This window comes from Streptomyces sp. CoH27 (assembly GCF_020181035.1).
Classification (GTDB): Bacteria; Actinomycetota; Actinomycetes; order Streptomycetales; family Streptomycetaceae; genus Streptomyces; species Streptomyces camelliae.
The window spans coordinates 42,300-62,563 of sequence record NZ_JAIQYY010000020.1 but is presented as its reverse complement, the minus strand read 5'-3'; the positions used below and the strand labels follow the sequence as shown (position 1 = coordinate 62,563).

Annotated in this window: 13 protein-coding genes and 1 pseudogene; 7 read left to right on the top strand and 7 right to left on the bottom strand. The window is 71.1% G+C overall.

Going from position 1 to position 20,264, the window contains the following annotated elements:
- Positions 1-145: 145 nt before the first annotated feature.
- A pseudogene (locus LE548_RS30695) lies at positions 146-724 on the bottom strand (alpha/beta fold hydrolase); the annotation flags it as partial.
- 71 nt (positions 725-795) lie between these two features.
- Between LE548_RS30695 and LE548_RS30690 the strand changes: the two are divergent.
- From LE548_RS30690 to LE548_RS30680, 3 genes are all read left to right on the top strand, one after another.
- A complete protein-coding gene (locus LE548_RS30690; protein WP_225100237.1) occupies positions 796-1,281 on the top strand; it encodes an SseB family protein in 486 nt (161 codons plus the stop codon).
- A 116-nt stretch (positions 1,282-1,397) separates the two neighbouring features.
- A complete protein-coding gene (locus LE548_RS30685) occupies positions 1,398-2,375 on the top strand; it encodes a pirin family protein (protein WP_225100236.1) in 978 nt (325 codons plus the stop codon).
- A 94-nt stretch (positions 2,376-2,469) separates the two neighbouring features.
- Positions 2,470-3,570, top strand: coding sequence for an AI-2E family transporter (locus LE548_RS30680; RefSeq protein ID WP_225100235.1), 1,101 nt, complete (start codon positions 2,470-2,472; stop codon positions 3,568-3,570).
- Here LE548_RS30680 and LE548_RS30675 read toward each other — a convergent pair.
- Positions 3,486-5,669, bottom strand: coding sequence for a SpoIIE family protein phosphatase (locus LE548_RS30675; protein WP_225100234.1), 2,184 nt, complete (start codon positions 5,667-5,669; stop codon positions 3,486-3,488). The two genes, LE548_RS30680 and LE548_RS30675, sit on opposite strands and share 85 nt — an antisense overlap.
- A gap of 200 nt (positions 5,670-5,869) precedes the next feature.
- Here LE548_RS30675 and aspS point away from each other — a divergent pair, with 200 nt between their 5' ends.
- Positions 5,870-7,633, top strand: a complete 1,764-nt coding sequence (aspS, locus tag LE548_RS30670; protein WP_225100233.1) for an aspartate--tRNA ligase — start codon at positions 5,870-5,872, stop codon at positions 7,631-7,633.
- A gap of 50 nt (positions 7,634-7,683) precedes the next feature.
- On the opposite strand, the gene LE548_RS30665 is transcribed toward aspS, so the two are convergent.
- On the bottom strand, positions 7,684-8,409 hold the full coding sequence (locus tag LE548_RS30665; protein WP_225100232.1) for a hypothetical protein: 726 nt from the start codon (positions 8,407-8,409) through the stop codon (positions 7,684-7,686).
- 109 nt (positions 8,410-8,518) lie between these two features.
- Between LE548_RS30665 and LE548_RS30660 the strand changes: the two genes are divergently transcribed.
- The 3 genes from LE548_RS30660 to LE548_RS46160 all read left to right on the top strand — a co-directional run bounded on the left by LE548_RS30660 (position 8,519) and on the right by LE548_RS46160 (position 13,285).
- Positions 8,519-9,862, top strand: coding sequence for a pectate lyase (locus LE548_RS30660; protein WP_308030796.1), 1,344 nt, complete (start codon positions 8,519-8,521; stop codon positions 9,860-9,862).
- A gap of 92 nt (positions 9,863-9,954) precedes the next feature.
- Positions 9,955-10,344, top strand: a complete 390-nt coding sequence (locus tag LE548_RS30655) for a hypothetical protein (protein ID WP_225100231.1) — start codon at positions 9,955-9,957, stop codon at positions 10,342-10,344.
- A gap of 196 nt (positions 10,345-10,540) precedes the next feature.
- Entirely contained in the window at positions 10,541-13,285 is a 2,745-nt protein-coding gene (locus tag LE548_RS46160) for an Ig-like domain-containing protein (protein WP_225100230.1), read from the top strand.
- Positions 13,286-13,367: 82 nt separating this feature from the next.
- Here the strand turns inward: LE548_RS46160 and metG are convergent, their stop codons facing one another.
- The 4 genes from metG to LE548_RS30630 all read right to left on the bottom strand — a co-directional run bounded on the left by metG (position 13,368) and on the right by LE548_RS30630 (position 20,239).
- Positions 13,368-15,092: a methionine--tRNA ligase gene (gene metG, locus LE548_RS30645; protein ID WP_225100229.1), complete on the bottom strand. Its 1,725-nt coding sequence runs from the start codon at positions 15,090-15,092 to the stop codon at positions 13,368-13,370.
- A gap of 156 nt (positions 15,093-15,248) precedes the next feature.
- The gene (locus tag LE548_RS30640) at positions 15,249-17,249 is read right to left on the bottom strand and encodes a VWA domain-containing protein (RefSeq protein WP_225100228.1); all 2,001 of its coding nucleotides are present in this window, start codon (positions 17,247-17,249) and stop codon (positions 15,249-15,251) included.
- Positions 17,250-17,321: 72 nt separating this feature from the next.
- Positions 17,322-19,280: an FUSC family protein gene (locus LE548_RS30635; RefSeq protein WP_225100227.1), complete on the bottom strand. Its 1,959-nt coding sequence runs from the start codon at positions 19,278-19,280 to the stop codon at positions 17,322-17,324.
- Positions 19,281-19,345: 65 nt separating this feature from the next.
- A complete protein-coding gene (locus tag LE548_RS30630) occupies positions 19,346-20,239 on the bottom strand; it encodes a hypothetical protein (RefSeq protein ID WP_225100387.1) in 894 nt (297 codons plus the stop codon).
- Between the last annotated feature and the right edge of the window lie 25 nt (positions 20,240-20,264).

Here is a 20,264-nt window from a genome sequence, read left to right as displayed (position 1 = left end):
CGCAACCTAAGTTCACGTACCAACAAGTAGCTACGATGATGCTACCCGTCGGTAATAAGACGCAACCCCTATCGCTCCGAGTGTGAGAAGGGTCTACTCGGCCCCGCTCGCCGGCGGCGCCGCCCACCGGCCCGGGATGCTCGGCGAACGGCAGATGGCCGCCGGGCGGCTCCGCCGGCCGGGCCCCGGGTGTCCCCGCCGTCACCGCGCGGTGCAGCCGGGGCGGGATCAGGGCGTCGCCGGCTGTCGAGACCATCAGGGTGGGTGCGGTGATCCGGGCGGGGTCCGCCGTCACGCCCAGCCGCTCCACCGGCTCCACCTGTTCCGCTGTCCCCGCCGGTACCCCCGCCCCGGTCTCCTCGGCGGCAGCCTCCAGCGCCGCCGGGTCCAGTGCCGCCAGTGCGGCGGGGCTCAGGCAATGCGCGAGCAGGAACCGGTCGAGCCGGCCGGGATCGCCCGCCTCGGCAAGCTCGCGCCGGCCCGCCTCGACGAGCTCCCGCCACACCCGCGCGGTCAGCCGCACCTGCGCGTCCGCGCGGGCGAAGGGCGCGGTCGGCACCAGCGAGCTCACCCGCTCCGGGTGCCGCGCGGCCGGCCGGAGCGCCACCGCGCCGCCCAGTGAGTATCCCGAGAGGGCGAACCGGAACCGGTGCCGGACATGACGTACCCCCGAGTGCGCTATCCGTAGTGGATCTGTAGCGGTCGCTAAAGAAAACCGTAGCAAGATTCCCTAGCGATCGCTATATAAATCTCCCGTCACTCATCCGGACGCCCTCGCTCGGTACGCTTGCGCCCATGTACGGATACGGCCAGCCCATGGACGGCGGCGCTGCTCAGCAGCAGTACGCCCCGCCGCAGCAGCAGATGCCGGGCGGTGTCGGCGGGTACGGCCAGCAGCCGCCGCTCTACCCGGAGCCGTCCCCGCCCTCCCTCGCGGACGCGGTGCGCGCCTTCACCACCGGGCAGATGTCCGCCGAGGACTTCCAGCAGATCTTCGCCACGTCGAAGGTGTACTGCCCGCGCGGCGACACCCCCGGCTTCCTCGCCCTGCACAACACCCAGCAGCCGGTGATCCCGATGTTCACCTCGCTCAAGGAGCTGCGCCGGTACGCGGGCAAGGAGTCCAAGTACTTCGTGATCACGGGGGCGGAGGTCATCGATCTCCTCCCGACCGGCTACGGCTTCGTCCTGGACATGGAGGGCGAGCACCGGATGGTGTTCGACGCGAAGGCGGTCGAGCAGATGGTCGACTTCGCGATGCGCCGGATGTACGGCGGCTGAGCCGGCGTGTTCCACGCGACCCCGGGCCCGGAGGGAATTCCCTCCGGGCTCTCTCTGTTACGGGTGGCAGAAAGTTCAACGCTCAACTAAAGTGGGCGCACAAGGAGGTACCGACCATGCCTGCAGTGACCGTCGAGAACCCGCTGACGCTGCCCCGCGTGACCGCGCCGGCCGACGCCGTGGCCCGCCCCGTGCTGGCCGTCACGACCGCGCCGAGCGGCTTCGAGGGCGAGGGTTTCCCGGTGCGCCGGGCGTTCGCCGGGATCAACTACCGCCACCTCGACCCGTTCATCATGATGGACCAGATGGGCGAGGTGGAGTACGCGCCGGGCGAGCCCAAGGGCACCCCGTGGCATCCGCATCGTGGCTTCGAGACCGTCACCTACATCATCGACGGCGTATTCGACCACCAGGACAGCAACGGCGGTGGCGGCACCATCACCAACGGCGACACCCAGTGGATGACAGCGGGCTCGGGCCTGCTGCACATCGAGGCCCCGCCGGAGTCCCTCGTCGTGTCCGGCGGTCTCTTCCACGGCCTGCAGCTGTGGGTGAACCTGCCTGCCAAGGACAAGATGATGGCCCCGAGGTACCAGGACATCCGGGGTGGCCAGGTGCAGCTGCTCACCTCGCCCGACGGCGGCGCGCTGCTGCGGGTCATCGCGGGTGAGCTGGACGGCCACCAGGGTCCCGGCATCACGCACACGCCGATCACGATGATCCACGCGACCCTCGCCCCGGGCGCGGAGATCACCCTGCCCTGGCGGGAGGACTTCAACGGCCTGGCCTACGTCCTCGCGGGCCGCGGCAGCGTCGGTACGGACCGCCGGCCGGTCCACCTCGGCCAGACCGCGGTGTTCGGCGCCGGGTCCTCGCTGACCGTCCGCGCGGACGAGCGGCAGGACAGCCACACCCCGGACCTGGAGGTCGTCCTCCTCGGCGGACAGCCGATCCGTGAGCCCATGGCCCACTACGGCCCGTTCGTCATGAACACCCGCGAGGAACTCCAGCAGGCCTTCGAGGACTTCCAGAAGGGCAGGCTGGGCACCGTTCCCGCGGTGCACGGCATGACCGAGAGCGGTCCGCGGGGCTGACGGCGACGACGGGGCCGGGTGGGGGCCGGGCGGGCCTCACCCACCCGGCCCCGCACGGCGGGACACCCGTCGGCGGGCGTGATCCGCTGGACCCGTGCAGCTGCTCCCCGACCCCGTGCGCCGGCTCGGCGCCTGGTGTGTCGTGCTGTTGCTCGTCGCCGGGGTGGGGTGGGTGGGGGTGCGGTTGTGCGGGGAGTTCCGTACGGCCGTCACGCCGGTGCTGCTCGCGCTGCTCGGGACCGCGCTGCTCGGGCCGTTGTACCGGCGGATGGTGCAGGCACGGGTGCAGCCGTCGATCGCGGCCGGGCTGACCTGCGTCGCCGTCGTGGCCGTCGTCGGCGGTGCCGTCTACATCGTCGTCGCCGCGCTCATCGACACCGGCGACCAGATCATCGCCTCGCTGCGCGATGCCGCCAAGGGGATCTCCCGGCACTTCGGGGCCGCCGGGACCGGGCTCGACAATTTCGCCGCCAACTCCCGTCAGCTGCTGAGCAAGTTCGGCGGGACGGCCGTGTCCAATGTGATCAGCGGGGTCAGCGTCGCCGCCGAGAGCGTCGCCATGGCCGTACTGGCTCTGCTGCTCGTCTTCTTCTTTCTGCGCGACTCCCACCGAGTCGTCGAGACGCTGCGTGCCGTCGCGCCCGGCGACACCGCCGACGCCCTGGAGGCCGTCTGCCGGCGGGCCTTCGAGGCGGTGGAGGGGTTCATGCGGGGGACCACGCTCATCGCGCTCATCGACGCCCTCTGCATCACCATCGGGCTGCTGATCCTCCGGGTGCCCGGCGCGATCGGGCTCGGCGCGCTGGTCTTCGTCGGCGCCTACATCCCCTATCTCGGCGCTTTCATCTCCGGCGCCGCGGCCGTCCTGGTCGCCCTCGCCGACCGCGGCTTCGTCATCGCGCTGTGGGCGCTCGGTGTCGTGCTCGCCGTGCAGGTGCTGGAGGGGCATGTGCTCCAGCCGGTCATCCAGAGCCGGACCGTGCAGATGCATCCGGCGGTCGTCATGCTCGCCATCACCGCCGGGGCGTCCGTCGCCGGGATCCTCGGCATGCTGCTCGCCGTACCACTGACGGCCGCCGCCTTCGGGGTCGTACAGGAGGTACGGGCCCGTTACGCGGCCCCCGCCGACGCCTCTCCCGACTCGGCCTCAGACCCGTCCCCCGACTCGGCCTCCGACGCGTCCCCCGACTCGTAGAGCTCGAACCAGATGCTCTTGCCCTCGCCCCGCGGGTCCACTCCCCAGGCGTCGGCGAGCAGCTCGATCAGCATCAGACCGCGCCCGGAGGAGGCCAGCTCGCCGGGCCGGCGCCGGTGCGGGAGGTCGTCGCCCGCGTCGGTGACCTCGACCCGGAGCCGGCGCGTGCCCGGCTCGCCGATCGCCTCGGCCAGCAGCAGCGCGTCGGCGTCGGTGTGGACGAGGACGTTGGTCACCATCTCCGAGACCAGCAGCACCGCCGCGTCGGTCTGCTCCGGCGAGACCCAGTCGTGCAGCAGCTCGCGCAGGTGCTGGCGGGCCTCGGAGATCCGGTCCGGCTCGTCCTGGGCCACCGACAGCAGTGTGCGCCGGACCGCGGGGCGTACGGTGCCGTCCAGCGGCCGGCTCAGCAGCACCAGTGCGATGTCGTCCTCGCGGCGGTCGGCCAGCGGGCCGGTGGTGTGGTGCGAGGACGGTCCGTGCACGCCCTGCACCAGCGCGTCGGCCAGCGACTCCAGGTCGGGATCGTCCTCGTGCTCCTCCAGGATCGCCCGCAGCCGCCCCCAGCCGCTCTCCATGTCGTGCCCGCCGGTCTCGATCAGCCCGTCGGTGCACAGGGTCATCGTCTCGCCGGGCCCGAGGGCGAACCGGGTCGTCGGATAGTCGGCGTCCGGGTCGATGCCCAGCGGCAGCCCGCCCGCCGTCGGCCGCATCATCACCGTGCCGTCGGCCATCCGGATCGCCGGGTCCGGGTGCCCGGCGCGAGCGATCTCCAGCATGCCGGTCGCAGGGTCGACCTCCGCGTACACGCAGGTCGCGAAGCGCAGGTCGGCCGGCTCGCCGGCCGTCTCGTCGGTCCGGACGTCGTGCGTGATGCCGTGCAGGAAACGGGAGGCGCGGGAGAGCACGGCGTCCGGGCGGTGGCCCTCGGAGGCGTAGGCGCGCAGGGCGATGCGCAGCTGGCCCATGAGGCCCGCCGCGCGTACGTCATGGCCCTGGACGTCCCCGACGACCAGCGCGAAGCGGCCGGAGGGCAGCGCGATCATGTCGTACCAGTCACCGCCGACCTGGAGTCCGCCGCCGGTCGGGATGTACCGGGCGGCCATCCGCATGCCCGGGATCTCGGGGCCGAGCGAGGGCAGCATGGAGCGCTGGAGGCCCTCCGTCAGCTCCCGCTCGGACTCGGCGGCGCCGGCCCGGGTCAGGGCCTGGGCGAGCATCCGGGCGACCGTGGTGAGAACCGCGCGCTCGTCGGGCGTGAACGCCACCGGGTAGGCGAAGGCGGCCATCCAGGCGCCCATCGTGCGACCGGCGACCGTCAGCGGCAGAAAGGCCCAGGACCGTCGGCCGAAGGGCCGGGCCAGCGGCCAGGTGACCGGGTAGCGCTCCTTGTACTCCTCCGGCGAGGAGAGGTAGACGGCGCGTCCGGTGCGGGCGACCTCGGCGGCCGGGTAGTCGGTGGTCAGCGGCATGTTCGAGAACGGGTTCATGTCGCCGGGTTCGTGCCCGTGCTGTCCGATGATCGTCAGCCGGTCGCCCTCGGCGCCGAACACCACGAGCCCGTCCGGCGAGAAGCCCGGCATCGACAGGCCGTACGCCACGCGCAGCACCTCCGCCGTGGACCGGGCCTCCGCCAGCGCCCGGCCCGCGTCCAGCAGGAACGCCTCGCGCGAGCGCCGCCAGTCCCCGGTGACCGCGCTGCGCCCGGCCGACGTGCCCGGGGTCGGCTCGGTGACCTCCTGGAGGGTGCCGATCAGCTCGTACGCCTGCCGCTCGGGGTCGTACGACGGCTTCGACCGGCTGCGGACGACCCGCAGGATGTCGCCCTGCTCGTCCATGATCCGGATGCGCACCTCGGCGAGCGTGCCCTCGGCGACCGCCAGCGGGATCACCCCGGTGATCTCGTTCCAGTCGACGGGGTGCAGCCGGGCCCGGGCCTCGACCTCGGTGAGCGTGACCGGCTCCGCGGGCAGGCCGAGGAGCCGCGCCGCCTCCGCGTCGACGGTGACCAGGCCGGCGGCCGTGTCCCAGTGCCACAGCCCGGTCGCGAGGGCGGCGAGGACGTCCCCGATGGCCGGAAGCGGCTCGCCTGTGCGCATTGCCCCACTTTAGGAAGATCTCATCGAGGGCTGCCACCGTAGAAACGTGAGGATCCTCCCCTCCTGGGAGTCGGAGGATCCTCCAGCGCGGGGCTTGCAAAAGGGTGGGGAGCCGATCTTGGGGTGCCCGGTACCCTTGGGATGGCCTAGGCCCTATCCGCCGGGCGACACCCCGATTCGCAAAGACTGGATGAACGACGATGCATCGGTACAGGTCCCACACCTGCGGCCAGCTCCGCGCTTCTGACGTCGGCACCGACGTCCGGCTGAGTGGCTGGCTGCACAATCGGCGCGACCTGGGTGGCATCCTCTTCATCGATCTGCGCGACCACTACGGCATCACGCAGCTGGTCGCCCGTCCGGGCACGCCCGCGTACGAGGCCCTGGACAAGATCTCCAAGGAGTCCACGGTCCGGGTCGACGGCCGCGTTGTTTCACGTGGAACCGAGAACGTGAACCCGGACCTGCCCACCGGTGAGATCGAGGTCGAGGTGGCCGAGGTCGAGCTGCTCGGCGCGGCCGCCCCGCTGCCCTTCACGATCAACGCCGAGGACGGGGTCAACGAGGAGCGGCGCCTGGAGTACCGCTTCCTGGACCTGCGCCGCGAGCGCATGCACCGCAACATCATGCTGCGTACGGCCGTGATCTCCGCGATGCGGCAGAAGATGGCGGCGATGGGCTTCAACGAGATGGCGACGCCGATCCTGTCCGCCACCTCCCCCGAGGGCGCCCGTGACTACGTGGTCCCCTCCCGGGTGCACCCCGGCAAGTTCTACGCCCTGCCGCAGGCCCCGCAGCAGTTCAAGCAGCTGCTGATGATCTCCGGCTTCGACCGCTACTTCCAGATCGCGCCCTGCTTCCGTGACGAGGACGCCCGCGCCGACCGCTCGCCGGGCGAGTTCTACCAGCTCGACGTCGAGATGAGCTTCGTCGAGCAGGAGGACGTCTTCCAGCCGATCGAGAAGCTCATGACCGAGCTCTTCGAGGAGTTCGGCAACGGCCGTCACGTCACCTCTCCCTTCCCGCGCATCCCGTTCCGCGAGGCGATGCTGAAGTACGGCTCCGACAAGCCGGACCTGCGCGCCAAGCTGGAGCTGGTGGACATCACCGATGTCTTCGAGGGCTCGGAGTTCAAGGCGTTCGCCGACAAGCACGTGCGCGCGCTGGCGGTGCCGGCGGTCCAGGACCAGCCGCGCAAGTTCTTCGACCAGCTCGGCGAGTTCGCGATCTCGCTCGGCGCCAGGGGCCTGGCCTGGGTCCGCGTCGGCGAGGACGGCGCGCTGACCGGCCCGATCGCGAAGTTCCTCACCGAGGAGAACGTCGCCGAGCTGACCAAGCGCCTCTCCCTGGCCCCCGGCCACGCGGTGTTCTTCGGCGCGGGCGAGTTCGACGAGGTCTCCAAGATCATGGGCGCGGTGCGGGTCGAGGCCGCCAAGCGTGCCGGGCACTTCGAGGAGGGCGTCTTCCGGTTCTGCTGGATCGTCGACTTCCCGATGTACGAGAAGGACGAGGAGACCGGCGCGATCGACTTCTCGCACAACCCCTTCTCCATGCCGCAGGGCGGCCTGGAGGCCCTGGAGACCCAGGACCCGCTGGACATCCTGGGCTGGCAGTACGACATCGTCTGCAATGGCGTCGAGCTGTCCTCCGGCGCGATCCGGAACCACGAGCCGGACATCATGCTCAAGGCCTTCGAGATCGCCGGTTACGACCGTGAGACCGTCGAGGAGAAGTTCGCGGGCATGCTGCGCGCGTTCCGCTTCGGCGCCCCGCCGCACGGCGGCATCGCCCCCGGCGTGGACCGCATCGTCATGCTCCTCGCGGACGAGCCCAACATCCGCGAGACGATCTCGTTCCCGCTCAACGGCAACGCCCAGGACCTGATGATGGGCGCCCCGACCGAGCTGGACGAGCTCCGCCTGCGCGAGCTGCACCTGAACATCAGGAAGCCGCAGCCGAAGTAAGCAGTGTGTGCGGCCGAGGCCCGGAACCCCGAGAAGGGGCTTTCCGGGCCTCAGCCGTCTCCGGGCTCCCCGTCCTCGGTGTCGGGGGACTCCTCGTCAGGGGACTCCTCGTCGGGGGACGCACCCTCCTCCAGCAGCCGTTCGGCGATGTCGTCGGACCAGTGCTGGGCCCAGGCGCGCAGGGCGACGACCTCGTCCTCGTCCAGGCCGTAGCGCAGGAAGTCCCGGTCGGCGTAGAAGTCCGTGCCGGTCAGCCGGGACTGGAGGGTGGGCAGGTCGAAGGGGTCGTGGGCGTGCCGGCGGCCCAGCTCCTCCAGACCGGGCAGCGGGAACCGGGTGGCGGCGGCCCGCGCGTCGATGAGGTCGACGGCCGCGCCCCGGTCGTACAGCGCGCGGATCTTCGTACCGACGGCGTCCTCCAGGGACAGCGTGGGGCCGTACTCGGTGAGGGCCGGCGGCTGCCAGAACGCCTCCTTGTGCAGCGCCAGCGCACACGGCTTGCCGCTCGCCGGGTCGGTGACTGTCAGCTGCGCAGTGAACACGCTCACGGCGTCGGCGCGCACCTGCCGCCCCCGCGCCTCCAGTACGGCGGCCACGGCACCGGCGATCACCCCCAGGTCCTCGGCGCTCTCCGTGGCGAAGTCGAGGTTCGCGTGCGGCCGGCGCAGCAGACCGTGCGCTTCGAGGGCGTAGCCGCCGGCGAGGACGAGTCCGTACGGACCGCCCGCGGTGACGACGTCGGCGAGCAGCCGGTGCCGGTGTTCGGGGAGGTTCACGAGACCGACACTCTGCCAGGAAAATTGCTCCACGGACGGCAACTCTTCCCGGCGCGGCGGCTACTGACGCGTCGTAAGGCACGTTCAGCAACCCTTTAAGGACTCCCCCGTGGCAGCTCCCTCCCACCGCCGGTCCCTCCGCAAGCGGCGCACCCTCGCCGTGTCCGCCGCAGTCGTGGCTGCGGGTGCCGGCGCCGGAGTGTTCGTGATGAACGCCAACGCCGGTGCCGTCGACCTGTACCACCAGACCCTCGCCGCCAAGGACGGCTGGGCCGCCTCCGGCACCGGGACCACCGGCGGCGCGAAGGCCGACTCCGCGCACACCTTCACCGTCTCCACCCGCGCCCAGCTGGTGAAGGCGCTCGGTTCCGCCACCGACACCGCGCCCCGGATCATCAAGGTCAAGGGCACGATCGACGCCAACACCGACGACAGCGGCAAGAAGCTGACCTGCGCCGACTACGCGGCCGGGACCGGCTACTCGCTGTCCGCCTACCTGAAGGCGTTCGACCCGTCGACGTACGGCCGCTCCAAGCTGCCCTCCGGCACCCAGGAGAAGGCCCGCGCCGCGGCCCAGCAGAAGCAGGCGAAGAATGTCGTCCTCAAGGTGCCGGCCAACACCACCATCGTGGGCGTGCCCGGCACCGACGCCGGTATCACCGGCGGCGACCTCACGGTGAAGGGCGTCGACAACGTCATCATCCGCAACCTGACCTTCTCCGCCACCGAGGACTGCTTCCCGCAGTGGGACCCGACGGACGGCGACAAGGGCAACTGGAACTCGCAGTACGACGCGGTCACCCTGCGCGGCGCGACCCATGTCTGGGCGGACCACAACACGTTCACCGACGCCCCGCACTTCGACAGCGCCACTCCGAACCACTACGGCCGCCAGTACCAGGTCCACGACGGCGACCTGGACATCACCAACGGCTCGGACCTGGTCACCGTCGAGCACAACCGGTTCACCGACCACGACAAGACGATGCTGATCGGCAGCAGCGACAAGGACAGCACCGGCAAGCTGCGCGTCTCGATCCACCACAACGTGTGGAAGGGCATCGTCCAGCGCGCCCCGCTCGCCCGGATCGGCCAGATTCATGTGTACAACAACGTGTACGACACGACGACGATCGATGGCTACGCGCCCCTGTACAGCATCAACTCCCGCGCGAAGGCCCAGGTCGTGGCCCAGGCCAACTACTGGAAGGTGCCGGCCGGCGGCAAGGTCGCCAAGCTGCTCAGCGGCGACGGCACCGGCTCGATCGCGGGCAGCGGCAACCTCGTCGACGGCACCGCCACCGACCTGGTCGCCGCGTACAACGCGTCGAACTCCAAGAAGATCAAGACGACCGTGAACTGGACCCCGACGCTCGCGGCGGGGCTGGAGACGAGCGCGAACAACCTGCCGACGGAGCTGGCGACGACGACCGGCGCCGGGGTCCTGTCCTAGGGCACCTGTTCCGCCGCTCCCGCGCCGCGCCGGGCACTGCCCTCGCGGGCCTGCCCTGCCGGGACCACCCTGGAGGCGGAGGTGTTCGACAGATGGCCGGTCGGATGCGCAGGGGTGCTGCGCTGGCGCTGTGCGGGATGGCGGTGGCGGTGGTGGCGGCGTCGCCGTCGTGTGAGCAGGAGCGGGGGCACGGCGAGGTGCGGGGAGTGGTCGTACGGCCGCCCGGGCGGGATCCGCGATCCGGTGCGGGTGTCGCGAACAGCTCGCCCGTACCGGTGAACGGTGATCCGGTACGGGCTCGTGACCTGCACGGACAGGTGGTGGCGAGCACGGTCACCGCGCCACCGGACGGGTCGTTCTCCCTCAGCCTGACGCCCGGGGCGTACCGGATCACCGAGGACATCTTCGGCATCGGCCGGCAGGTCGAGGTACGCGCCGGCGCGACGGTGTCGGTGACGCTGACCATCCCCAGCGCGCGCTGAACCCGGGCGGTCCGAGGGGCGGCTCCGCTCGGCCAAGGGAGTGGAATTGTCCGGACGAATGAACGGCCGGCGCCGCGTCTGCGCAGGTCCCGATACGGGAGGGCCGCCACTCTGCTGAGCGGTTCGTATCTCTCGACGAGGGGATCCGTACGTGGACGCCGTTCCACCTGCGACCGCATCCGGGCGGTCGCCTTCCGTGCTCAGAAACCTTCTCACCACTGCCGTCGTGATGGGGCTCGCCGCTGCCCCCGTCGGCGTGCCCGTCCAGGCCTGGGCCGCGACGCCGCAACCGACGCCGCCGGTGCGCGAACACCAGGACCTCAACAGCAGCCCGCCGGATCTCACCGTCCGTGAGGGAACCGGGCGCCGGGCGGCCAAGAAGGCGCGGCGGGTGCCGGGCCTGGCCGGGGCGTTCGTCATCGACGCGTCGGCCTCGGCGAGCAGCGGGGGTGGCAACGAACCGTCCATCGCGATCAACCCCGCCAACCCCGACCAGATCGCGATCACCCGGTTCAACGGCCAGTTCTGGCAGAACGGCAACGCCGATCTGCTCTACTCCGACGACGGCGGCATCAGCTGGAACGAAGAGACCAGCATCCCGACGCCGGGCGTGACGGGCGCGCCCAACGGCCCGTACGACCAGAGCATCGACTACGGGCGCGACGGCAGGCTCTACGGCGCGTTCCTCGCGTGCAGCGCCCCGGTCACCGGCCCCCCGGCCGTTCCCGAGTGCAACACGCTTGCGGTGGCGACCGGTTCGACGACCGACCCCACCAAGGCCGCGTCCTGGACCTGGAAGGACAGCCCGGGCGGGGCCAGCAGCGGCACCCGCACCAACGTCGACCAGCCCTGGCTGCTGGTCAACCGCGACAACGCCACGGCGAGCCAGGACAACGCCTACACCGCCTACCAGGACTTCGGTGGCAGCCCGGACGCGCGCGTGGCTGTCTACCGCCCCGCGACCACGGCCAATGTCTCCGCGGACAACAAGGCGGGCACGATGAGCCCGCTCGTCACCAACGGTGGCCTGCGGCTGGCCAAGGACACGCGCAACGGCACGATGTACGCGCTGTACCAGACGTCGACCGGTACCAACCAGACCAACAGCGTCCTGAAGAACCAGCCGGTCAACGTCACCTACCGGATCAACCGGTCGACCGACGGCGGGGCGAACTGGACGCTGGGCGGCAGCAACGACGGCATCGCCGTGGACACCGTCAACAGCGACCAGGGCCTCGGGTACAAGTTCGGCAGCGTGAACGCGCTGCTCGGCGGCGTGGACCACGCTGCCGTCGACCCGAGCAACGGCGACGTGTACGTCGTCTACGGCCAGGACGTCTCGGGCAACAACCAGCTCAAGATCCGCCGCCTCACCGACAACGGATCCGGCGGCCTCAACGTCGGCGCGGCCACCAACGTCTCCGCATCGACGAACGCGGCGCTTCCTTCGGTCACGGTGCTCGACGACGGGACCATCGGTGTCCTCTACACCACCTCCGACGGCAACAACACCGCCGGCTTCCCCATCTTCACCGCGCACCTGGCCCGCAGCACGGACCACGGCGCCACCTTCACCGACACCGTGCTGCAGACGTTCTCCTCGCCGGAGAAGGACCAGACCGGCTGCAACACCACGCCGAAGCCGCCCAACCCCAACCAGCCCGACCTGACCTGCGCCCGGCAGCGCGTGCTCGGCGACTACCAGCAGCTCAAGTCGGTCGGCAACACCTTCTACGGCACCTTCCCCGGCAACACCGACGGTGCGAACCCGAGCGGGACCCCACCGATCCACGCGATGTTCTTCAGCGTGCCGCAGGGAACCCGGACGACCCTGGCCTCCTCGGACAACCCGTCGGTCTACGGCGAGCCGGTGACCTTCACCGCGACCGTCAAGCCCGTTCCCGACGGCGGCACGGTGAGCTTCAAGGTGGACGGTAACGCCCTGGGCGGCCCGGTCGCGGTCAACACGACCACCGGCAAGGCGACGTCCAGCGCGATCTCCGGTCTGAGTCCGGGGTCGCACACCGTGGACGCCAGTTACAGCGGTGACGCCAACTTCAAGCCGAGTAATGCCTCCTCCCTGATCCAGCAGGTCAACAAGGCACCGGTGGTCACGACGCTCTCCTCCAGCGCGAGTTCGTCCGCGTTCGGTCACGCCGTGACCTTCACCGACACCGTCTGCCCGGGTGCCGCCAGCACCAACCCGACCTCACCGCCGACCGGAACCGTCACGATCAAGGACGGCACCACCGTGCTCGGCACACCGACCCTGGCCCCGGGTGGCGGAACCAACTGCAGCCAGGTCCACGTCACCTCGTCCAACCTGCTGCCCGGCACCCACACCATCACCGCCGACTACGGCGGCGACGGCAACTACCAGGCAGCCGCTACCGAGACCCTCACCCAGACGGTCACCTGCACCCGGACCATCACCGGCCAGGTCAACAGCTCCATCACGGCGTCCCGTGAGAGCACCTGCATCATCGATGCCAACGTCAGTGGCGCGGTGCGCGGTGTCTCGGGCGGTGCGCTGTTCATCAGCAACTCGACCATCGGAGGCACCATCCAGTCCTCGAACGGCACGCTGTTCGGCCTCTGTGGCAGCACGGTCATTGGATCGGTGCAGGTCAGCGGAGCCACGGGCTTCGTCCTCATCGGGGACCCGGGCGACGACCACTGCCCGGGCAACCGCACCACCGGCGGCGTCCAGCTCACCAACAACCATGCCGGTGCCGAGCTGGTCACCAATGACATCGGCGGTACGGCTCAGGTGAACGGTACGACAGGCGCCGGGCCGTTCACGGTGGACAGCGGCGCCGGCATCGTGGGCAATACGATCCACGGCTCGCTGCACTGCTCGGGCAACGTGCCACCGCCGACCAACCGCGGTGTCCCCAACATGGTGACCGGAACCCGCTCAGGCCAGTGCACGGCACTCTGAGACCCGGTCCGTAGCACCACACACCACGTCCGGCCAGGCCCACCAGGGCCTGGCCGGACGTCGTCTCGCCCTACGGGGTGTGTTACGCCGGCTCGCCGCCGAAGCGCTCCTTGTAGGCCGCCAGGTCGTCGTCGGTCAGCTTGGCGAAGAGGACCGGCGGGACGGTGAAGGCGGTGCCGGAGGGGACGAAGGCCAAGGACTTCGCCTCGTCCGCCGTGACCCAGGAGGCGGTGTCGTCAGGCAGGGCGAAGGCCTCGCGCATCGCCTGGGCGCTGGCCGGGATCAGCGGCTCGGAGACCACCGCGTACAGGTGGATCAGGTTCATCGCCGTACGCAGCGTCAGGGCGGCCGCGTCCTTGTCGGTCTTGATCTCCAGCCAGGGGGCCTTCTCCTCCAGGTAGGAGTTGCCCGCCGACCACAGGGCGCGCAGGGCGGCGGCTGCCTTGCGGAACTGCAGGGTCTCCATGTGGCCCTCGTACTCGGCGATGAGCTCGGCGATCTGCTCGCCCAGCTTCGTCTCGGCCTCGCCGGGGGTGCCGCCGGCCGGGACCTCGTCGCCGAAGCGCTTCTTGGAGAAGGACAGCACGCGGTTGACGAAGTTGCCGAGCGTGTCGGCGAGGTCCTTGTTGACCGTGGCCGTGAAGTGCTCCCACGTGAAGGAGGAGTCGTCGGACTCGGGCGCGTTGGCGATGAGGAAGTAGCGCCAGTAGTCGGCGGGCAGGATCTCCAGGGCCTGGTCCGTGAAGACGCCCCGCTTCTGCGAGGTGGAGAACTTTCCGCCGTAGTACGTCAGCCAGTTGAAGGCCTTGACGTAGTCGACCATCTTCCAGGGCTCGCGGATGCCGAGTTCCGTGGCCGGGAACATCACCGTGTGGAAGGGGACGTTGTCCTTGGCCATGAACTCGGTGTACCGGACGGGGTTCTCGCCGGAGTCCGCCTCGTACCACCAGGACTTCCAGTCCCGGTTCTCCGGGTCCTGGTCGGCCCATTCCTTCGTCGCGCCGATGTACTCGATCGGGGCGTCGAACCAGACGTAGAAGACCTTGCCCTCGGCGGCCAGCTCCGGCCAGGTGTCGGCCGGGACCGGGACGCCCCAGTCCAGGTCACGGGTGATCGCGCGGTCGTGCAGGCCCTCGGTCAGCCACTTGTGGGCGATGGAGGAGGCCAGCTGCGGCCAGTCCCTGTCGTGCCGGGCGACCCACTCGCGGACCTCGTTCTCCAGCTTGGACTGGAGGAGGAAGAGGTGCTTGGTCTCGCGCACTTCGAGGTCCGTGCTGCCGGAGATCGCCGAGCGCGGGTTGATCAGGTCGGTGGGGTCGAGGACCCGCGTGCAGTTCTCGCACTGGTCGCCGCGGGCCTTGTCGTAACCGCAGTGGGGGCAGGTGCCCTCGACGTAGCGGTCGGGGAGGAAGCGGCCGTCGGCGGGGCTGTAGACCTGCCGGATCGCGCGCTCCTCGATGAAGCCGTTCTCGTTCAGCTTGCGGGCGAAGTGCTGGGTGATCTCGCGGTTCTCGGGGCTTGAGCTGCGGCCGAAGTAGTCGAAGGACAGTGCGAAGCCGTCGTAGACCGCCTTCTGCGCGTCGTGCGCCTGCGCGCAGAACTCGGCGACCGGCAGGCCCTGCTCCTTGGCGGCCAGCTCGGCGGGGGTGCCGTGCTCGTCGGTGGCGCAGATGTAGAGGACGTCGTGGCCGGTCTGGCGGAGGTACCGGGAGTACACGTCCGCCGGGAGCATGGACCCCACCATGTTGCCCAGGTGCTTGATCCCGTTGATGTACGGAAGGGCGCTGGTGATGAGGTGTCGAGCCATCGTGGCTGCTCCCAGGTCGCTGCGGTTGCTGCTTTTTCTGCGGTTTCGAACCTTGAAATCGTAGCCGACAGGGGTGGGCCGCCCGCTTCCCGTTTTGCTGGGTGGGACCGGTTCGGGAAGGGGGCGGCCCGGGGTGTTACGTAGGGTTACGGCCCGTTACGGGCGCCAGGTGGCGAGGACGCCCGCGTAGAGCTCGGAGTCCGTCAGCTCGCGGGGGGCGGGGCCCGCGTGGAAGAAGGCCGTGTTGGGGGTCTTCAGCTTGCGGAGGTAGTCGAAGGCCTTGTTGTCGTGCTCTCCGAAGGCGACGAAGGAGAAGAAGACGGCGGGGTGGGTCTTGGCGGCCTCGGTGAGGGCCTGGGTGGCGGGGGTCTTCGCGTCGGGGGCGCCGTCGGTCTGGAACACGACGAGGGCGGGGGTGTCGGTGCCGGTGGTGTGCTTGTCGTAGTGGGTGAGTACGGCCTCCACGGCGGCGTGGTAGCTGGTACGGCCCATGCGGCCCAGGCCGGCGTGGACGTCGTCGATCTTCGTCTCGTGGTCCGGGGTGAGGGTGAGGTCGGTGGTGCCGTCGACCTCCGTCGAGAAGAAGACGACGTGGACCGTGGTGTCCCCGGGGTCCAGGTGCGCGGCGAGGGCGAGGGTCTGGTCGGCGAGGGCCTGGGCCGAGCCGTCCTTGTAGTACGGGCGCATGCTCGCGGAGCGGTCCAGCACGAGGTAGAGCTTCGCTCGGGTGCCGGTGAGGTCGGTCTTGGCGAGGGCGGCTGTGGCGGCGGTGTGGGCGGTGGTGAGGGTGGGGGGCAGGGGGGCGGCGGGCAGGGGGGTGCCTGCGCTATCCGGTACCGCCTCGGCTTCGCCTTCGGCGGTGGTGTTCCCACCCGCACCACCCGTGCGGGTCTCGTCGTCGGCTGCGAGTGGCCCCTGCGGGGCGTCCTCGCCGTCGGCGGCTTGCGGGGGGATGGGGGCTTCGGATGGTGCGGCGGGTTCGGCGGGGGTTTCGGTGGTGGGTGCGGTGGTGGGTGCGGTGGTTTCTGCGGCGGGGGTGACGGGTTCGTCGGCGGGGGTGGTGGTTTCTTCGGCGACGGCGGGTTCGTTCGTGGGTGCGGCGGCTTCTTCGGTGGGTGCGGGAGCCTCGTCGGTCGGTGCGGTTGCCTCGGGGGTTGCGGGGTTCGAAGCCGTGGTCGGGTCGGTTGCCTTCGCGAGGGCCGGTTCCGACTCCGGCTTCGGGTCGGTTGCCTCCGTGGCGGACGCTTCCGATGCCGGCTCCGGCTCCGAGACCGACTGGGGCTCGGTCTCCGCCTGAGGCCTGGGCTGCGGCTCCGATTCGGTGGGCTCGGTCGCGGGCTCCGTCACCTGCTCCGGTTCGGTTGCCGCCGCCGCGATCGGTTCCTGGGCAGTGGCGTCAGCCGTCGGCTCCGCTGCCGCGACCGGCTCCGGGGTGTCGGTCTCGGTCTGCTCGGGCTCCGTTTCCGCGGCCGGGGTGGTGTCGGTGGCCGTGGGCTCGGACTTCTCCTCCACCTCCGCCTCGATGCTGCCCTGGGCCTCCGGCTCGGCAGTCTCCGCAACCTTCTCCGTGACGGCTTCCCCGGCCTCGGTCGTCTCCTCGGCCTCCACCTGGACGGCCGCCTCGGCGTCGGCCTCGGCCTGCGGCTCTTCGCTTGTGGCCTTCGGCTCGGTCGCGGTCTCGGTCGGCTCCTCGGCCTCCGGCTGGACGACCGGCTCGGCCGTGGCCTCGGCCTTCTCGGGGGTCGGCTCCTCGGCCGCAGCCTTCTCCTCGGCCGCGCCCTCGGCCTCCGCCGGCGCGCCGTTCTCGGGCTTCTCCGTGACGGGCTCCTCGGCCTTCGCCTGGGCAGCGACGGGCTCGGACGCTTCCCGGTTCTCCGGCTGGGACGGGAAGGGGACCTGGACGTTGTCGAAGGCCGCTGCCACCAGGTCGTGGGCCTCGCGGCGGGGTTCCGGGACCGTGGGGGCCGGTGCCGGAGTCTCGGAGGCCGCCGCGGCCTGCGCTTCGGGGGTCGCCTGGGCCGGGGTTTCCGGAGTTTCCGGAGCCGTCTGGGCCGGGGGTTCGGCGGTGGGCGGGACGCGGGTCGCACCCTCTGCCTCGGCGGCTCGTCCCTTGCGGGAGCGGCCGAATGCGTTCCGCAGGAGAGTGAGAATGCCCATGTGCGCAACCCTTCGCGTGAGTTGATCCCGTCGATCCCTGGCCAGGACGGACACGTAAGGTTAGCGAAGGGCTCAGTGGGGGGAAGCGATCGACCGGGCCGCGGCCACCTCTTGGCGTAGAGGTTCCAGAACGCTGCCCGGCGGGCCGGTGAGATCCGTGCGAACCGGGATCAACGTTTCCGCGTTGCGCACCCCCTCCGACAGCTCCCTGAGCTGCAGTGCGATCTGCGTGACTTCGGCCGCGGACGGTGTCGGCGCGCCATGCTTCACGCGCACCCGGGCCGCCGTCGTCGCGTCCACGATGCGTTCCACGGCGACGACCAGCGGCCACCACGCGGCGGCACGGCGGCCGGTCGGCGGCGGTTCGGTCAGGGCCCGCTGGAACTCCGTACGGATGACCGACAGGTCGCGGTACAGGCGGCGGCGCATCCGGGCCCGGGCCGCCGGGTCGGTCGCCGTACCCGCCGTACCCGAGGTGAACGCTGCCTCCACGTACTGCGCCGTGTCCGCCACCGCGTCCGCCAGGCGGTCGCCCACCCGGGTGCGCCAGCTCTCCGGCCAGAGGAGATAGCCCGCCGTCAGCGCGATCGCGCAGCCCAGGAGGGAGTCCGTGAGGCGGGGGAGCAGCAGGGCCGTGCCCTGGTGGTTCAGGATGTCCGACAGGAGCAGGATCACGGGGGTGATCGCCGCCGTCTGGTAGCCGTAGCCCCGTGGGGTCAGCGCCGGGACCAGCGGGGCCAGGAGCAGCATCGCCGGTACGTCCCACCAGCCGAGCGGGACCTCCGCCAGGACCACCGCCGCGATCGCCAGTCCCGCCACCGTGCCCAGTGCGCGCAGCAGGGCGCGGGAGAAGACCGAGCCGAAGTCGGGCTTCAGGACGAAGGTGATCGTCAGGGCCACCCAGTACGAGCGCGGGACCGGGATCAGGGAGACCAGGGCCTGGGCGATGCCGATGCAGACCGCCAGGCGCAGGCCGTAGCGCCAGGAGTTGGCGGACAGCACCACGTTGCGGGCCGCTCTTGCCGTGCGGATGCCCAGGGTTGCCGGGCGGCCCAGGCGGTCGTCGATTCCTCTCGGGTCCACGTCCGGTGATGCCACCACCTCGGCCGTGTGGCGCAGGGCGTGGTCCACCGCGCGGGCCGTCTCCGTCTCCGGGAGGGGCAGGGACAGGGCGGCCGGGCCCGGGGAGCCCGCCTCCACCGCCCGGGCCAGCAGGCCGATCGCCTCCGGGATCTGCGGGGGGAGGGGGCGGGCCGCCCAGTGGGCCGCGGGGGCCGCCTCCACCACGGGTGTGATCGCGTTCAACTGGGCCAGCAGGCGGGTGAGTTCGGGGCTGCGGCCGTGGTGGCGGGCGCGCCGGGCCAGGATCAGGTCGTACGACTGGTTGATGGACTGGGTGACGTTCCGGCGGGCGTCCTCGTACTCCTCCGTACGGTCCGTGCCCGAGACGGCGAGGAGTGCGGCGACCGTGCGGTACGTCGCCGCCACCGCCGCGCGCTCCGGGACGCCCGAGCGCAACGGCCAGGCGAGCAGGGCGAGGAGGAGGACCAGCAGGCCGCCGCCGGTCAGCAGGGCCGGGGCCAGCCACCAGGGGTGGGGCATCGGCAGGCCCGCGCCCACCACGCAGTTCAGGAGCAGGAGCAGGCCGGAGACCGAGGCCACCGCGCCGATCGTCGAGATCATGCCGGAGAGCAGGGCGACCCCGGTCACCGCGGCCACCGCCTGCCAGCCGTGGCCGTACACCAGCACGCCCAGCGTGATGCCCACCGCGCCGAAGAGCTGCGGAACGGCGATGTTGAGGATGCGCATGCGGTACGCGTCGGCGGTGTCGCTGATGACGCCGGACAGGGCGCCCATGGAGGCGAGGGCGCCGTACGCCGGGTGACCGGTCGTGAGACCGATCACCAGGGGCAGGGTCAGGGCGATCGCGGCGCGGGCCGCGGCGGGCCGGTTGACGGGTGCCGGGTGGGCTTGGAGGTTCCGCACCAGCCAGTCGGGAGGGGTGAGGCCGATGGGGAACTCTCGGGGCATGCGCCCATTATCAGGTGCCGTCCGCCGACCGGTGCCGTCCGCACACGGGCCCGGCGTCGGCTCGGCTACCCCCTTGGTGGCTGCCGTCTGCGTACGTTGCGGGTCAGCCAGGTCGTGAGTGCCGCCGTCAGGCCCAGGGCCAGCAGGAGCCAGGACGTCCAGCGCAGGGTGGAGGTGAGTGCGTCGTAGACCGCGGCGGCGGCGGGGTGGGGGACGTCGGACGGGAGGTCGGCCAGGGTCAGGGTGCGGCCCACGTACAGGGCGACGGTCAGCAGCGCGCCGCCCAGCGCCGTGCCCAGGGCCGTCGCCGTGATGGCGCGGCGGCGGTGGACGGCCAGGGCGATGCCGGTCGTGGCGAAGGCGACCGCCGCGACCGGCAGCCAGAAGCCGGCGACCTCCAGCACATGGAACCCCTTGCGGAACGCGGCCAGTTCGTCGCCGGGCAGTACGGCCACCGGCGTGTGTTCCACCGGGATGCGCGCGGCGAGCGGTACGTGGTCCTCGGCGAGCCGGCGCTTGACCGTGTCCGTGACGGAGGCGAGGTCCACGGTGACCGGCTGTCCGGCGGTCACGTCCTGCTCGTCGCGCAGGGCCCGCAGGACCGCGTCGTGGGTGACCCGGTTGCCGGTGTCCCAGGCCAGCCGGAAGGCCTCGGTCTGGGTGAAGGAGCGCACCGCGTCGTGCACGAACGGGCGGATGGAGCCTCCCCCGGAGGGGGTACCCCCAGCCGGGTGGGCGTCCAGATGCTGGTCCACCGCGCGCAGGATGCCGTCGCCGACCGTGGCCGCGACGGCGTCCCGTACGTCGGGGTCGGCGGCGAGCGGAGCCATCGTGGTGACGTACCGGCCCGTGTCCACGAGCCCGTACGCCGCCCAGGCCGCCAGCGCGCCGAACGGCACGAGAAGGCAGGACAGGGCGATCAGCGCGGCCGACAGGGCGCTCCTGAGACGTGCGGGCAGGCGTGGAGGCACCCTTCCAGGCAAC

What these genes read in the sequence shown, in the direction of transcription:
- LE548_RS30690 (WP_225100237.1), top strand. Translation starts at nt 796, where the DNA reads ATGTACGGATACGGCCAGCCCATGGACGGCGGCGCTGCTCAGCAGCAG.
- LE548_RS30685 (WP_225100236.1), top strand. Translation starts at nt 1,398, where the DNA reads ATGCCTGCAGTGACCGTCGAGAACCCGCTGACGCTGCCCCGCGTGACC.
- LE548_RS30675 (WP_225100234.1), bottom strand. Translation starts at nt 5,669, where the DNA reads ATGCGCACAGGCGAGCCGCTTCCGGCCATCGGGGACGTCCTCGCCGCC.
- aspS (WP_225100233.1), top strand. Translation starts at nt 5,870, where the DNA reads ATGCATCGGTACAGGTCCCACACCTGCGGCCAGCTCCGCGCTTCTGAC.
- LE548_RS30655 (WP_225100231.1), top strand. Translation starts at nt 9,955, where the DNA reads ATGGCCGGTCGGATGCGCAGGGGTGCTGCGCTGGCGCTGTGCGGGATG.
- metG (WP_225100229.1), bottom strand. Translation starts at nt 15,092, where the DNA reads ATGGCTCGACACCTCATCACCAGCGCCCTTCCGTACATCAACGGGATC.
- LE548_RS30640 (WP_225100228.1), bottom strand. Translation starts at nt 17,249, where the DNA reads ATGGGCATTCTCACTCTCCTGCGGAACGCATTCGGCCGCTCCCGCAAG.
- LE548_RS30635 (WP_225100227.1), bottom strand. Translation starts at nt 19,280, where the DNA reads ATGCCCCGAGAGTTCCCCATCGGCCTCACCCCTCCCGACTGGCTGGTG.